Genomic DNA, 13,990 nt, shown 5'->3' with positions numbered 1-13,990 from the left:
GGTGTTTGCAGATGCTGTTTGATCAGGTGACGGTTATCGGTGGCGGTCTGGCGGGTTCGGAATGCGCGGTCCAGCTGGCAGACCGCGGTTTTGCCGTTAAGCTGTGCGAGATGCGCCCCCAGGTTAGCTCCCCGGCTCACCATACCGATCACTTGGCAGAGCTCGTCTGCTCCAATTCGTTTAAGTCGACCCGTTCCGATTCCGCGGCTGGTTTGCTGAAGGCCGAGCTTGAGCGCATGGGTTCAGTCCTGCTCGATTGCGCCCATCGCGCGGCTGTTCCCGCCGGCGGTGCCCTGGCGGTCGACCGCGTCAAGTTTTCCGAGCTTGTCGAGGCCGAGGTTGCCGCCCGTCCCAATATCGAGATCATTCACGGCGAGGTCACGCAGATTCCCGAAGGTCACGTGGTCATTGCCGCCGGCCCCTTGTGCTCGCCGGCGCTGAGCGAAGAGGTCATGAAGCTCGTCGGTGGCGACGCCCTTGCGTTCTTCGATGCCGCGGCGCCGATCGTCGATGCCTCCACGCTCGATATGGACGTGCTGTTCTCGCAGTCGCGCTACGAGGAGCAGGGGAGCGGCGACTATCTCAACGCTCCGCTCAACAAGGAGGAGTACGAGGCCTTTATCGAGGCGCTTACCACGGCCGACCGCGTGGTGCTCAAGGACTTTGAGGGCGGCGATCTGTTCCAGGCCTGCCAGCCTGCCGAGGAAGTTGCGCGCACCGGCAAGGACGCCATTCGCTTTGGCGCCATGAAGCCCGTCGGCCTCACCGACCCGCGAACCGGTCGTCGTCCCTGGGCGGCGATTCAGCTGCGTGCCGAGAATAAGGAGAAGACCGCCTATAACCTGGTGGGCTTCCAGACCAACTTGACCTTTGGCGAGCAGAAGCGCGTCTTCCATATGGTGCCGGGCCTGGAGAACGCTGAGTTCTTCCGCTACGGTGTCATGCACCGTAATACCTTTGTCGACGCCCCGCACGTGCTCGATGGCACCTTTGCCGTGCCTGGTACCGGCGTGCGCCTGGCCGGTCAGATCACCGGCACCGAGGGGTACATGGAAGCCGTGGCGACCGGTCTGCTCGCGGCGCTCAACACCTATGCCGAGGCTATCGGCGCCGCGGGCGTCGAGTTGCCCCGCGTGGGCGCCCTGGGCGCGCTCGTGGGCTATGCGACCGATCCTGCCACCGTGGGCTACCAGCCCATGCATGTCAACTTTGGCCTGGTGCCGCCGCTCGAGGACGGTAAGCGGCGCAGCAAGCGCGACCGCTACCAGGCGTATGCGGACCGTGCGCTCGAGGCTCTTGATGCCTATCTGGCCACTCGCCCCGATCTGTTTGGAGGCGACCGGTCATAGCCTTTGACCTGTACGATGCCGTCGACTCGTTTATCGCCTATATCGCATGTGTCGAGGGACTTTCTCCCAACACGGTGACGGCCTATGGCTCGAGGCTGGAGCGCTTTGCTGCCTGGTGCGAGCGCGAGGATATCGATGCCTTCGCTGCCGACGTGCGCACCATTCGTCGCTATCTTGCCGAGCTTTCGCGTGAACAGGTGGCTCCCCGAACGCTTGCGGCGCACCTTTCGGCTATCCGATCGCTCTATCGCTGGATGGCTGCCGAGGGGATTGTCGAGGGCGATGCAGTCTCGGCGATCGCATCGCCCAAGCTGCCGCGTGACCTGCCGGGCGTCCTTACGACCAAGCAGGTCGAGGCGCTGCTCAAGATGCCTGATACCTCAACACCCGCGGGACTGCGCGATGCGGCGATGCTCGAGCTGCTCTATGCCTCGGGCGCCCGTATCTCTGAGCTCGCAGCACTCAATGTGGAGTCCATTGCGTGGTCCGAACGCACGCTGCGCCTGTGGGGCAAGGGGAGCAAAGAACGTATCGTCCCTCTGTATCGTCGTGCGCTCGAGGCGACGCGTCTCTATATTGAGGAGGGGAGGCCGGAGTTGCTCGCTCAGGCAAAGCGTCGTGACCCCGCTACCGGGCCGCATCCGCTGCTTATATCGGCGCGCGGTAATCGCATGAGTGCCGCCATGCTCAGGCGGCGGTTTCATATGCTGGCGACGCTCGCCGGCATTCCGGCCGACATCGCCCCGCATGCGATGCGCCATACCTTTGCGACCGACTTGCTCGAGGGCGGCGCGGACCTGCGCTCGGTTCAAGAGCTGCTGGGTCATGCGAGCCTGTCCACGACGCAGATCTACACGCATCTCACACCCGATCGGCTTAAGCGGGCTGTGGCTCAAGCCCATCCCCGCGGCGAATAGTGGCTGGGACGTCCCGCGCCGCGCTCAGGTGTGTGGTTTTGATTGCGGGTTGGCAGGAAGATGCATTCCTGCTATCATTCATCGGGTTGCTTCACGGCAACAGGTTTATATCACGCACGCGCGGCTACTTCATACCGTGGTGCCCGGGCTTTGGTAGCACATGTCCGGGTTGGTTTTGGAGGATGACCCCGCGCGGAGGCAAACCACAGGAGGTTTAACATGGCTACCAAGATTAATATCCGCACCCTGCTCGAGGCCGGCTGCCACTTCGGTCACCAGACCCGTCGCTGGAACCCCAAGATGAAGCCGTTCATCTTCGGTGAGCGCAACGGCATCTACATCCTCGACCTCAAGCAGACTATCCTCGACGCCGACCAGGCCTACACCTTCGTCAAGAACGTCGCCAAGGGCGGCAACGTGCTGTTCGTCGGCACCAAGAAGCAGGCTCAGGAGGCCGTCAAGAACGCTGCTGAGCGCGCCAACATGCCTTACATCAACCAGCGTTGGCTCGGCGGCATGCTGACCAACTTCGTCACCATCCGCTCCCGCATCAACCGCATGGAGGAGCTTGAGGCCATGGTCGAGGACGGCCGCATGGCAGTGCTCCCCAAGAAGGAGCAGGCTGTTCTCGGCAAGGAGCTCACCAAGCTCCAGACCAACCTCGGTGGCGCCCGCGACATGAAGGGTCTGCCCCAGGCTCTCTTCGTCATCGACACCAAGCGCGAGGAGAACGCCATCAAGGAGGCTCAGCGCCTGAACATCCCCGTCGTCGCTCTGATCGACACCAACTCCGATCCCGACGAGGTCGAGTACGGCATCCCCTGCAACGATGACGCTATCTCTGCTGTCACCCTTATGTGTGAGCTCATGGCTGACGCCTGCCTCGCTGGCTCCGGCAAGGAGCAGGTCTCCGAGGCCGAGATGGCCGCTGAGCCCAAGGCCGAGTAAATCAGTCTTAGTTAATTCTTTTTCATCTCTTTGAAAGGAACCACAATGGCCCAGATTACCGCCGCTATGGTCAAGCAGCTCCGCGAGATGACCGACTCCCCGATGATGGAGTGCAAGAAGGCTCTCGTCGAGGCTGACGGCGACATGGACGCCGCTGTCGACGTTCTTCGTAAGAACGGCCTTGCCAAGGCTGCCAAGAAGGCTGGCCGTGAGACCAACGAGGGCGCTGTCGCCGCGTTCGTCTCCGAGGATGGCAAGACCGGCGCTCTGCTCGAGCTCTCCTGCGAGACCGACTTCGTTGGCTCCAACGCCAAGTTCACTGGCTTTGCTTCCAAGGTCGCTGAGGTTGTCGCTACCACCGAGCCTGCTGACGTCGACGCTCTGCTCGAGAAGCCGATGGGCGAGGAGACCGTTTCCTCCGAGCTCACCGAGATGATTCACATCATGGGCGAGAACATGAAGATCTCCCGCTTCGCTGCCCGCAAGGCCGAGAACGGCGCGCTCGCTTCTTACATCCACATGGGTGGTAAGATCGGCGTCCTCGTCGAGTTCGCCTTCGAGAAGGCCGAGACCGGTCAAGCTGAGTCCTTCAAGGCCTTCGCTCACGACGTTGCCCTTCAGGTTGCCGCCGTCGCCCCGATCTGCGCTACCCGCGATCAGGTTCCGGCCGAGACCGTCGAGCACGAGAAGCAGATCTACATGGCTCAGGCTGCCGAGTCCGGCAAGCCCGAGGCTATCCAGGAGAAGATGGCTGTCGGCCGTCTGGAGAAGTTCTACAAGCAGTCCGTGCTCACCGAGCAGGAGTTCATCAAGGACAGCTCCCTCACCATCAAGAAGTACGCTGAGCAGGTCTCCAAGGAGCTTGGCGACACCATTACCGTCGTTGCCTTCGACCGTCTGGTCCGTGGCGAGTAAATAAGCTCTTGTAGCTGGTAATGAGCAGGCTGTGGGTTTTACTCACAGCCTGCTTTTTCATGGCTCCCCGCTAAGCCTTTGATATCATATTGAGAGTCTAATTAAAGGAGGATCGCTTTGTCCGACATCCGATATAAACGCGTGCTTCTTAAGCTTTCCGGCGAAGCACTGATGGGCGACGGCCAATATGGCATTGACCCCAAGGTTACCGACCATCTTGCCAAGCAGGTCAAGGAGCTGCTCGCCGTTGGCCATGAGGTCGGCGTCGTTGTCGGCGGCGGCAATATTTTCCGCGGCATGGCAGGCGCTGCCGGTGGCATGGAGCGTGCTCAGGCCGACTACATGGGCATGCTGGCAACCGTTATGAACGCGCTCGCCCTGCAGGATGCCTTCGAGCACAACGATGTTCCCTGCCGCGTGATGAGCGCTATCCAGATGAACGAGATCTGCGAGCCCTATATTCGTCGCCGCGCTATCAACCATCTGTCCAAGGGCAACGTCGTCATCTTCGCTGCCGGTTCGGGCAATCCGTACTTTACGACCGACACCGCCGCGGCTCTTCGTGCGTGCGAGATCGGCGCCGAGATTCTGATTAAAGCCACCAAGGTTGACGGCATCTACGACAAGGATCCCGTCAAGTGCGCCGATGCCGTCCGTTTTGACAAGATTACCTATCACGAGGTTCTCGTCCGCGGTCTGCAGGTTATGGATTCCACGGCTACGGCACTGTGCCAGGATAACCGTATGCCGATTTTGGTCCTCAACATCGATGGCGAGGACACCGTCAAGCGCGCGCTCGCGGGTGAGCCCGTCGGCACGCTCGTCTATCAGGAGGATTAAGCATGGCAGAGAACATCACCGCCCATATGGACAAGTCGCTCGAGTCCCTCAAGCATAACTTCTCCAAGGTCCGTACCGGTCGCGCCAACGCCAACATTCTGTCCGACATCACCGTTGATTATTACGGTGTCCCCACGCCGGTCACGCAGATTGCCGCCGTCAAGACCCCCGAGGCTCACATGCTGCTCATCGAGCCGTGGGACAAGGCGCTCATCAACGCTATCGTCAAGGCCATCGGCGCTTCCGATCTGGGCATTACCCCCAACTCCGATGGCACCGTCGTTCGTCTGCCGTTCCCGGCCCCCACTGAGGAGCGCCGTCGCGAGCTCGTCAAGGAGTGCCGCGAGTACGCCGAGCAGGCCAAGGTGTCTATCCGTAACATCCGTCGCGACTTCAACAATAAGCTCGAGCGCGATGAGGAGCTCACCGAGGACGATGTCCGTCGCGAGCAGGCCAAGGTCCAGAAGCACACCGATGAGTATGTCGCCAAGGTCGAGGAGCTTCTGAAGGAAAAAGAAGCCGAGGTCATGGAGATCTAAGGTGCAATACGACAAGCATAAACTGGTCGAGTACTTTGCCGACGCCCCTGCGGGCGTCGGTTTTTCCGACCTTGACCTCAATAACATTCCGCACCATATCTCGTGCATCATGGACGGCAACGGTCGTTGGGCCACGTCGCGCGGTCTTGCACGCACCGAGGGTCATAAGGCAGGTATCGTCTCGCTGCGCGAGATCATTACCGCCTGCGTGCGCCTGGGCGTCGACGTGCTTTCTGCCTATGCGTTTTCTACCGAAAACTGGAACCGTCCGCAGCATGAGGTCAACGTCTTGATGCATCTGTTTGCCAAGACGTTTATCGACGAGCTGCCGCTTCTGAAGCGCGAAAACGTGCGTGTTGTCTTTTTGGGTGACATTTCCGCGCTGCCCAAGAAGACCCGCGACGTTTTTGAACGCGGTCTTGCCGAGTGCGCCGATCACACCGGTATGACGCTGGCGCTTGCCGTCAACTACGGCGCGCGTGCCGAGATTACCCGCGCTGTCCGTCAGATTGCACTCGACGCTGCCGCCGGTAAGATCGATCCTGCCGCAATTGATGACGACATGGTGGCTTCCCATCTCTATACCGCCGGCCTTCCCGATCCTGAGCTTGTGATTCGCACCTCTGGTGAGCTGCGCCTTTCGAACTATCTGCTGTGGCAGGTGGCTTATTCCGAATTCTACGTCACCGATACCTATTGGCCCGACTTTGATCGTTGGGGCCTTGTCGACGCCATTTTGGCCTATCAGGGCCGTGACCGTAGGTTTGGTGGACTGAGTAAGACCGAGGAGGCTTAATCGTGTCCGATCGTCCCAAGGCATCTGCTCCCAAGACGCCTGCGCGCAAAGCTGCCACTGCTGGAGCGTCTGCAGCTAAGAGCGGCACCGGTTCGTGGCTGGCGGGCTTTATTACCCGTGCCGCCGCCGGTATCGTCTACGCCGTTGTCTTTATCCTGTGCCTGGTTTTGGGTATCGTGCCCACGGCCATCTTTGTTTCCGTCATGAGCGGTCTGTGCTGCTATGAGTTTTTCCGTATGACAAGGCTTGATGGCAAGATGGCTAACGAGCGCATGGGTATCGCTGCCGCCGTACTCTTTCCGCTGTCGGCGTTGGGCGATTCGATGTTGCTGAATGCCCTGCTTTTTGCCCTGATGCTCGCTGTGGGCATTTGGTATGTCTGGTCGCCGCGTACCCGCATCTCTGATGTGGCCGTGACGCTCATGGGTCCCATCTACACTGGCTTTATGCTGTCGGCTATCGTGCTGCTGCGCGATGCCGTGCCCGGTTTTGCCGGTGCCCTGCTTTCAGTGGGCGTTTGCGCGTCCCTTTGGGTCTCCGATTCGTTTGCCTACATCGTGGGTAGCCGTATCGGCAAGCACAAGATGGTTCCCAAGATCTCTCCCAAAAAGAGCTGGGAGGGGTTTGCCGGCGGCATTCTGGGCTCGGTTTTGATTTGGCTCATCCTGTGGGCGACGCACTTCTACAAGCTCAGCCTGCCCTATGCGCTGCTGTGCGGCGTGGTCGTGTCCATTCTGGGCGTTATCGGCGACCTTATCGAGTCGCGCATCAAGCGCGGTGTGGGCGTCAAGGATTCCGGCAACCTTATCCCGGGCCACGGCGGAATGCTCGATCGTAGCGATTCGCTTATCTTCGGCTGCATCACCGCGCAGCTGCTTTTGATGATCGGAGGCGTGCTGTAATGTTCTTCCAGACGACGTATGGCCCCGATGGACGCCTTCGCGTTGCCATCCTGGGTTGTACGGGCTCCATCGGCACCCAGGCACTCGATGTGTGCCGTCAGCATGCCGATCGCCTGCAGGTGACGGCGCTGTCCGTTAACTCCAGTACCTCCGAGCTCGTTGCCGCTGCCCGCGAGTTCTCGGTTCCGGCGGTTGCCGTGGCCGATGTCGATCATGGCGATGACGCCGTGCTGCAGGAGTTGCCCGAGGGAACGAAGCTCGGCGTTGGCGCGCAGGCGGTTTGCGAGCTCGCGCGTCGCGACGATGTCGACTGCGTGCTTGTCGCTATTGTGGGCGCCGCCGGTCTCGAGGCGAGCCATGCGGCCTTGACCTCAAATAAGCGCCTTGCCCTTGCCAACAAGGAGTCCCTCGTCGTCGGTGGCGACTTGCTTATGCCGTTGGCGCAACCGGGCCAGCTTATTCCAGTCGACTCTGAGCACTCCGCCATTTACCAGTGCTATCTGGGGGAGAACCCGCGCGAGGCTTATTGTATTTGGCTCACCTGCTCGGGCGGTCCGTTCTTTGGCCGCACGCGCGACGAGCTCAATCGCGTGACGCGTGCCGATGCCCTCGCGCATCCCACGTGGGCCATGGGTGCCAAGATCACCATCGACTCCGCCACCCTCATGAACAAGGGCCTGGAGCGCATTGAGGCCATGCATCTGTTTAACTGCGACCTCGATTTCATTAACGTGGTCGTGCAGCGTCAGTCCAAGATTCACTCTATGGTCGAGTTCGCCGACGGCTCCGTGATGGCGCATCTCGGTGCATCCGACATGCGTATTCCCATCCAGTTCGCGTTCTCGTATCCCGAGCGTTGGGATGCCCCGGCGCCTCGTATCGATTTCCGCGAGCTGGGGCAGCTCACGTTTGATGCTGCCGACATGGATACCTTCCGCTGTCTGGCACTGGCCGAGCGTGCCGGCAAGACGGGTGGCACCATGCCGTGCGTGCTCAATGCCGCCAACGAGGTTGCCGTCGATGCCTTCCTGCACGATGGCTGCAGCTTTACCGATATCGATCGCATTGTGGAATCCTGCATGGACGCCCACGATATGCAGGCGGTCGATTCGTTTGAGCAGCTTCGCGACATCGATGCGTGGGCGCGTGAAAAGGCTGCGCAGGTGCTCGCCGCAACCCGTTCCTAACCCATAAGGATTGCTTTTTCGTTTTATGGATACTGTTCTGAGCGTTCTCTCATCGGTCTTTTGGGGCCTGCTGATGCTTTCCGTCCTCGTGTTTTTGCACGAGGGCGGCCACTTTTTGGCGGCGCGTGCCTGCGGCGTCCGTGTGACCGAGTTCTTTTTGGGCCTGCCGTGCCGCTTTGACATCCATTACACGTCGCGTCGCATTGGAACCAAGTTTGGCGTGACCCCGCTGCTGCTGGGTGGCTACGCTGCCATCTGCGGTATGGATCCGACCGACGTCTCGTGTGCCGATCGCGTGCTCGCGGCTATCTATCGTCATGGTCGCGTGACCGTGGCCGACCTTGCTGTCGAGCTCGAGCTTTCCGAGGAGGATGTGCTCGAGGCATGCGCCCTGTTGCTTGGCTGGGGCTCCATCGCACCCTGGTATGAGGAAGGGGAGAAGCCCTCGCCGAGCTACTATCCCACCAAGTATCAGACGCTGCCGCGAGACGCGGCGGGTTACACCACCTTTGACGGTCGCCGTTTCGATCGCGAACATTCAACTGCCGAGGGCGATGCGTGGGAGCTGCCGTGCGGCGAGGCCGAGTTCCTTGCACAAGAGCGCTCGCACACCTATCTTGGCCAAGGCTTTCTCAAGCGCGCCTTTATGCTGCTCGCGGGCATTATCGTCAATATCTTGACGGGTTTTTTGCTCCTTATGAGCATCTATTCCATTGCGGGTGTCACCGTGCCGATGGATACCAACGTGATCGGTCAGGTTGACGAGGGGTCTATTGCCGCCAAGGCGGGTATCGAGGCCGGTGATGCGATCCTTTCGGTTGACGGTGTCTCATGTTCCACTTGGATGGATGTCTACGATGCCATCGACAAGGCCGCCGGTAAGGACGATATCGCCATCGAGTACGAGCGTGACGGCAAGCAGCATTCGACCACGGTTGCGCTCAAAGAGGACGAGCGCCTAGGTGTGTATGCCTCTACGCAGGTGGTCCGTTTAGACCCCATCACGTCGGCTCGCCTGTCGTTCTCCTATGTCGTGCAGACAGCGGATGGCGTGATGCGCCTGCTCCAGCCGCAGCATACGATGGAGATTCTCGATCAGTCTTCTTCGATCGTGGGTATTAGCGTTATGTCCTCACAGGCCGCTGCTGCCGGCCCTGCCACGTTCCTTTCGTTTGCCGCCCTCATTTCGTTCTCGCTTGGCTTTATGAACCTGCTGCCCATCCCACCACTCGATGGCGGCAAGCTGGTCATCGAGATCATTCAAAAGATTGCGGGCCGCGAGCTGCCGCTCAAAGTGCAGACAATCGTCAGCTATGTCGGCATCGCGCTCTTTGCACTGCTGTTTGTTTATATGCTTCGTTCCGACATCCTTCGATTTATTCTGTAGGGGAGTGTTTGGATTGTCTTTATCCCATCCTTTGCCTCGCGAGTTGACGCGCCCCGTGCATGTGGGCGGCGTGCAGATCGGTGGTGGCGCTCCGGTCGTGGTTCAGTCTATGACCTGCACCGATACCGCTGATGCCCAGGCAACGCTTGCGCAAGTGTGCGCGTTGGCGCAGGCTGGCTGCGATATCGTGCGCGTGAGCGTGCCCTCCGAGGCCGCGCTCGGGGGCTTTCGCACGATTTGTGCCGAGTCTCCGGTGCCAATCGTCGCCGATATCCATTTTAACCATAAGCTTGCCATTGGCGCTGTCGAGGCTGGTGCCTCTAAGCTGCGCATCAACCCCGGCAATATCGGCGATTGGGCCAAGGTTGACGCTGTCATCGATGCCGCGGGTGCCGCGGGCTGCGCGATTCGCATTGGCGTGAACGCGGGCTCGCTTGAGCAAGATATTGCCGAGCGCGACGACCTCACGCAGCCCGAAAAGCTCGTGATGTCGAGCGAGCGCTTTGTGCGGCACTTTGAGGACCGTGGGTTTACCAACATCGTGCTATCCGCCAAGGCCCATAGCGTACAGACGACGCTTGATACCTATCGCGCCCTGTCGCGCGAGATACCGCATGTTCCGCTCCACCTGGGCGTGACGGAGGCGGGGACCAAGCTTCAGGGCACCATCAAGAGCTCTGTAGGCTTGGGTATCTTGCTTTCCGAAGGCATTGGCGACACCATGCGTGTGTCGCTCACGGCCGATCCGGTTGAGGAGCCGCCGGTCGCCTGGGGAATTTTGCAGTCACTGGGCCTGCGTCGCCGTGGTCCCGAGATTGTCTCTTGCCCCACGTGCGCCCGCTGCCAGGTTAACCTGATTCCCATCGCCGAGGAAGTAACCGAGCGGCTTAAGAACTATGCCGCGCCGCTTTCGATTGCCGTCATGGGATGTGCCGTTAATGGCCCCGGTGAGGCTTCTGATGCCGACCTGGGCGTTGCTTGCGGACGTGGTCAGGCCTTGCTCTTTTCGCATGGCCAGATCATTGGTAAAGTAGCTGAGGACCAAATTGTCGACGCGCTTATGGCCGAGGTCGACAAGCTTATTGAGGAGAAGTAAATGACTCGAGCAATGTATATGTCTAAGCTCTATGCGCCGACGCTTAAAGAGGATCCGGCGGACGCTGAGCTCGCCAGCCACCGCCTGTTGCTCCGTGCCGGCATGATCCGCAAGGAGGCCGCCGGTCTGTATTCCTATCTGCCGCTTGCTTGGCGCTCGATCCGCAAGATTGAGAAAATCGTGCGCGACGAGATGGACGCTGCCGGCGCCCAGGAGCTTATGATGCCCATCATGGTCGATGCCGAGCTGTGGCGTGAGTCCGGCCGTATCGACGCCTATGGCAAGGAGCTTGTGCGCTTTGACGACCGTCATGGTCGCGAGTTCGTCCTGGGCCCCACGCACGAGGAGACCGTCACGGCCCTAGTGCGCAATGAGCTGCGCTCCTATAAGCAGCTGCCCGTCAACCTGTACCACATTCAGGACAAGTTCCGCGACGAGTTCCGCCCTCGCTTTGGTCTGATGCGCGGTCGCGAGTTCATCATGAAGGACGCCTACAGCTTCTCCGCCACGCAGGAGAGTCTGCAGGAGGAGTACGACAAGATGAAGCAGGCCTACGCCAACATCTGCGAGCGCTGCTACATCAAGGCTCTGCCCGTTGTCGCCGACTCCGGCGAGATCGGTGGCGATACCTCCGTCGAGTACATGGCTTTGGCCGACGCCGGCGAGGCTTCGCTGGTCTACTGCGACGATTGCGGCTTTGCTGCCGATGACGAGGCGGCAAGCACCAAGGTCGTCGTGACCGAGGGCCCCGGCGACGGTACGCTCACCAAGGTCGAGACTCCGGGCATGGGCACCATCGAGGCCGTTGCCAAGTTCTTTGGCTTCCCCGAGAACGGTACGCGAAAGTCGCTGGCGTTGATCGATGCCGAGGGCAAGCCAGTCGTGGCCATTGTCCCGGGCGACCACGAGCTCAATGACTGCAAGGCCGAGCACGTCTTTGGCAAGGGCTATCGCATGATGACCGACGAGGAGCTCCAGACCTACGGTCTGCACAAGGGCTTTATCGGACCGGTTAACTTGCCCGAGGGCATCCGTCTGGTGTGCGACGAGAGCCTGCGCGAGTCCAAGCAGTGGGCCTGCGGTGCCAACGAGGTCGATTATCACTTTACCGGTGCCTGCCCCGAGCGCGACTTTACCGTCGATGAGTGGGCAGATCTGGTCACCGTCGTTGCCGGCGATCCCTGCCCGCACTGCGGCAAGCCGCTCTCTGCTGCTCGCGGCATCGAGGTCTCGCAGGTCTTCCAGCTGGGTACCAAGTATTCCGAGGCCATGGGCGCCACCTTTATGGACGAGGACGGCAAGGAGAAGCCGCTTATCATGGGTTGCTACGGCGTGGGCGTGTCCCGCTCGCTTGCTGCCGTCGTGGAGCAGCACAACGACGAGCACGGTATCGTCTGGCCGGTTTCCGTTGCCCCGTACGAGGTCGCGGTGATTCCGCTCGATCCCAAGAAGGAGGAGTGCGCAACCGTCTGCGACCAAATCGTCGAGGGCTTGTGCGCCGAGGGTATCGAGGTCGTCGTCGACGACCGTGACGAGCGTCCCGGCTTTAAGTTTGCCGATAACGACCTTATGGGATTCCCGTATCAGGTGGTGCTTGGCAAGCGTGGCCTTAAGAATGGCACCGTTGAGCTCAAGGACCGTGCCACGGGCGAGCGCGAGGACGTGGCGATTGACGAGGTCGTCGCCAAGGTTGCCGAGCTTGTTAAGGCGGCCCGCCGTTAATCGACGTTTCTGCTATTAGATGTAATTGCGGGACTGCTCCGTATCTCTCTTAGGAAGAGATGCGGAGTAGTCTATTTTGTTGCGTGAATAAACTCGATGGGTAAAGGAAAACCCCACAGCCCATATGTGAACTGCCTCCCATTTCTTGGACACAAGAAATGGGAGGCTTTTTTATGGCTGGAAACGCTTTGTACGACGTCGGGATGCGACTGCGAGCGGCAGAGCTGCACGACGAGGGGCACGGCCGCGCGGCGATCGCGGCCCTTCTCGGGATGCCGGAGGAAACCGTGAGAGAATGGCTGTGCACCTACAGGTCCGCTGGTATCGAGGTTCTGGCCATGATGGGAAAGAAACACACCGCCTATTCGTTCGAGACGAAGCTGGCCGCCGTCAGGGCGGTCGTCGACGAGGGCATGACGAAGCCCGAGGCCATGGAGAAGTTCGGGATAGCCTCGCCAAGCCCTTTCAAGAAATGGCTGAAGGCGTACAGGGAGGAGGGCCCGGAGGCGCTCAGGCCAAAGCCCAGGGGGAGGCCGAGGGGGTCCGGCTCCCCGTCCGGGGAGACGACGCGCGAGCAGGAGCTCGAGCGCAGGATCAAGAGGCTCGAGGCGGAGAACGCCTACCTAAAAAAATCGATCGCCCTGAAGGCGGAGAAACGCTCTCGAACGGCGAGAAGGCCGCGGTCGTGAGCGGGCTTTCAGGGCAATACCCCCTCGCCGACCTGCTGGAGTGCGCCGGCCTGGCGAGGTCGAGCTACTACTACGCGCTGTCGCACCCGAAGGCCCCCACCAGGCCCGAGCTCTGGGAGGCCGCCGCCGAGATATTCTCGCGCACCGCCAACGGGTGCGGCCACAGGCAGATCGCCATGTGCCTGCGCGCCGAGCGGGGCGTGCGCATAGCCCACAAGACCGTGCTGAAGATGATGCGCGAGATGGGCATCAGCTGCGGGATCCGCCGCGAGACCGACTACCACAGGTACAACTCGTACAGGGGCAAGGTCGGAAAGACCTTCGAGAACGTCATCGGGCGCGACTTCGCCGCCGACGGGCCGTGGGAAAAGATGGGCACCGACGTCACCGAGTTCAAGCAGCCCTGGGGCAAGGCCTACTTCGCGCCGGTCTACGACTTCGGCAGCAAGGAGATCGTCGCCTGGTCCACGTCGCTGCACCCCAACATGGCTCAGCAGCACGAGCTGCTCGACCAGCTCGTGTCCAAGAAGCCCAAGGGCTCCAGGCCGATCCTGCACTCGGACATGGGCTGGCAGTACCAGCAGGCCGGTTGGTGCAAGCGGTTGGAGGAGGCCGGCGTGGTGCAGAGCATGTCCCGGAAGGGCAACTGCATCGACAACGGCGCGACGGAGCAGGTGTTCGGCCACATCAAGGACGAGTTCTT

14 protein-coding genes are annotated in these 13,990 nt (G+C 60.8%); all 14 read left to right on the top strand.

Annotation, left to right across the window (positions count from 1 at the left end; genetic code table 11):
- Window positions 1-11: 11 nt before the first annotated feature.
- Entirely contained in the window at window positions 12-1,349 is a 1,338-nt protein-coding gene (gene trmFO / locus GT571_RS03510) for a methylenetetrahydrofolate--tRNA-(uracil(54)-C(5))-methyltransferase (FADH(2)-oxidizing) TrmFO (protein WP_161155518.1), read from the top strand.
- Window positions 1,346-2,266 (top strand): tyrosine recombinase, encoded by a 921-nt coding sequence (locus GT571_RS03505; protein ID WP_161155627.1) that lies wholly within the window; start codon window positions 1,346-1,348, stop codon window positions 2,264-2,266. The genes trmFO and GT571_RS03505 overlap by 4 nt, the downstream gene beginning before the upstream one ends.
- 219 nt (window positions 2,267-2,485) lie before the next feature.
- Complete coding sequence (gene rpsB, locus GT571_RS03500; RefSeq protein WP_006236109.1) at window positions 2,486-3,214, top strand: 30S ribosomal protein S2; 729 nt, start codon at window positions 2,486-2,488, stop codon at window positions 3,212-3,214.
- A 45-nt stretch (window positions 3,215-3,259) separates the two neighbouring features.
- Window positions 3,260-4,129, top strand: coding sequence for a translation elongation factor Ts (gene tsf, locus GT571_RS03495; RefSeq protein ID WP_161155516.1), 870 nt, complete (start codon window positions 3,260-3,262; stop codon window positions 4,127-4,129).
- A gap of 117 nt (window positions 4,130-4,246) precedes the next feature.
- Window positions 4,247-4,969, top strand: coding sequence for a UMP kinase (pyrH, locus tag GT571_RS03490; protein WP_040359955.1), 723 nt, complete (start codon window positions 4,247-4,249; stop codon window positions 4,967-4,969).
- A gap of 2 nt (window positions 4,970-4,971) precedes the next feature.
- A complete protein-coding gene (gene frr, locus GT571_RS03485; RefSeq protein WP_089573404.1) occupies window positions 4,972-5,508 on the top strand; it encodes a ribosome recycling factor in 537 nt (178 codons plus the stop codon).
- 1 nt (window position 5,509) lies between these two features.
- Window positions 5,510-6,304, top strand: a complete 795-nt coding sequence (locus GT571_RS03480; protein WP_161155514.1) for an isoprenyl transferase — start codon at window positions 5,510-5,512, stop codon at window positions 6,302-6,304.
- A gap of 2 nt (window positions 6,305-6,306) precedes the next feature.
- On the top strand, window positions 6,307-7,206 hold the full coding sequence (locus tag GT571_RS03475; RefSeq protein WP_338400654.1) for a phosphatidate cytidylyltransferase: 900 nt from the start codon (window positions 6,307-6,309) through the stop codon (window positions 7,204-7,206).
- Window positions 7,206-8,393: a 1-deoxy-D-xylulose-5-phosphate reductoisomerase gene (gene dxr, locus GT571_RS03470; protein WP_161155512.1), complete on the top strand. Its 1,188-nt coding sequence runs from the start codon at window positions 7,206-7,208 to the stop codon at window positions 8,391-8,393. Before GT571_RS03475 ends, dxr begins: the two co-directional genes overlap by 1 nt.
- Window positions 8,394-8,418: 25 nt before the next feature.
- The gene (locus GT571_RS03465) at window positions 8,419-9,780 is read left to right on the top strand and encodes a M50 family metallopeptidase (RefSeq protein WP_161155510.1); all 1,362 of its coding nucleotides are present in this window, start codon (window positions 8,419-8,421) and stop codon (window positions 9,778-9,780) included.
- A gap of 13 nt (window positions 9,781-9,793) precedes the next feature.
- A complete protein-coding gene (ispG, locus tag GT571_RS03460) occupies window positions 9,794-10,876 on the top strand; it encodes a flavodoxin-dependent (E)-4-hydroxy-3-methylbut-2-enyl-diphosphate synthase (RefSeq protein WP_161155508.1) in 1,083 nt (360 codons plus the stop codon).
- Window positions 10,877-12,598, top strand: coding sequence for a proline--tRNA ligase (locus GT571_RS03455; RefSeq protein WP_240136211.1), 1,722 nt, complete (start codon window positions 10,877-10,879; stop codon window positions 12,596-12,598).
- Window positions 12,599-12,771: 173 nt separating this feature from the next.
- On the top strand, window positions 12,772-13,287 hold the full coding sequence (locus GT571_RS10045; protein WP_117583281.1) for a helix-turn-helix domain-containing protein: 516 nt from the start codon (window positions 12,772-12,774) through the stop codon (window positions 13,285-13,287).
- Window positions 13,284-13,990: IS3 family transposase (locus GT571_RS03445; protein ID WP_338400874.1), on the top strand; the 707-nt coding region annotated here is incomplete at its 3' end. The genes GT571_RS10045 and GT571_RS03445, both read left to right, overlap by 4 nt.

The sequence above is a fragment of the Collinsella aerofaciens genome, assembly GCF_009876115.1.
In the GTDB taxonomy this organism is placed as follows: domain Bacteria; phylum Actinomycetota; class Coriobacteriia; order Coriobacteriales; family Coriobacteriaceae; genus Collinsella; species Collinsella aerofaciens_N.
The sequence above is the reverse complement of the archived record's forward strand: the minus strand, read 5'-3'. Positions and strand labels throughout refer to the sequence as shown.